At 74.6% G+C, this 1,399-nt stretch carries 1 protein-coding gene; it reads left to right on the forward strand.

What is annotated here, in order from left to right; genetic code table 11:
• Positions 1-1,399: heavy metal translocating P-type ATPase (locus ACWEJ6_RS54730; RefSeq protein WP_452433709.1), on the forward strand; the 1,399-nt coding region annotated here is incomplete at both ends.

Raw genomic sequence — 1,399 nt, forward strand, 5'->3', positions numbered from 1 at the left:
GGCTGGCCGTGGGCGACCGGTTCGTCGTGCGGCCCGGCGAGAAGATCGCCACGGACGGCGTGATCGAGGAGGGCACCTCCGCGGTCGACGCCTCGATGCTGACCGGCGAGTCCGTGCCCGTCGAGGTGCGTCCCGGCGACACGGTCACCGGCGCCACCGTGAACGCGGGCGGCCGGCTGGTCGTCCGCGCCACCCGGGTCGGGGCCGACACGCAGCTCGCCCAGATGGCCAAGCTGGTCGAGGACGCCCAGACGGGCAAGGCGCAGGTGCAGCGGCTGGCCGACCGCGTGTCGGGCATCTTCGTGCCGATCGTGATCGCGCTGGCTCTCGGCACGCTGGGCTTCTGGCTCGGCACCGGCGACGGCGTCGGCGCGGCCTTCACCGCCGCGGTGGCCGTGCTGATCATCGCCTGCCCGTGCGCGCTCGGCCTGGCCACCCCGACGGCGCTGCTGGTCGGCACCGGCCGGGGCGCGCAGCTCGGCATCCTGATCAAGGGGCCCGAAGTGCTGGAGTCCACCCGCCGCATCGACACGGTGGTGCTCGACAAGACGGGCACCGTCACCGAGGGCCGGATGACGCTCACCGGCGTGCACCTGGCCGACGGCGAGGACGAGGCCGAGGTGCTGCGCCTGGCGGGCGCTCTGGAGCACGCCTCCGAGCACCCGATCGCCCAGGCCATCGCCAAGGGCGCCGCCGCCCGCGTCGGCGACCTGCCCACCCCCGAGGACTTCGCGAACGTCGAGGGCCTCGGCGTCCAGGGCGTCGTCGAGGGGCACGCGGTCCTGGTGGGCCGGCCGAGGCTGCTGGAGGAGTGGTCCCAGCACCTGCCGTCCGACCTGGAACGCGCTCTGCACGCCGCCCAGGCGGGCGGCCGGACCGCCGTGGCGGTCGGCTGGGACGGCAAGGCCCGCGCGGTGCTGGTGGTCGCCGACGTGATCAAGCCCACCAGCAAGGAGGCCATCCAGCAGCTCCGGGCGCTCGGTCTCACCCCGGTCCTGCTGACCGGCGACAACGAGGCCGTGGCGAGGACGGTGGCCGCCGAGGTCGGCATCGACGAGGTGATCGCCGAGGTGCTGCCCGCCGACAAGGTCGACGTCGTCAAGGAGCTCCAGGGCGAGGGCAAGGTCGTGGCGATGGTCGGCGACGGCGTCAACGACGCGGCCGCGCTCGCCCAGGCCGACCTGGGCCTGGCCATGGGCACCGGCACGGACGCCGCCATCGAGGCGTCCGACCTGACCCTGGTCCGCGGTGACCTGCGGGTGGCCGCCGACGCGATCAGGCTCTCCCGCCGGACGCTCGGCACGATCAAGGGCAACCTGTTCTGGGCCTTCGCCTACAACGTGGCCGCCCTGCCGCTGGCCGCGCTCGGCCTGCTCAACCCGATGATCGCGGGGGCCGC

The sequence above is a fragment of the Nonomuraea sp. NPDC004702 genome, assembly GCF_053601695.1.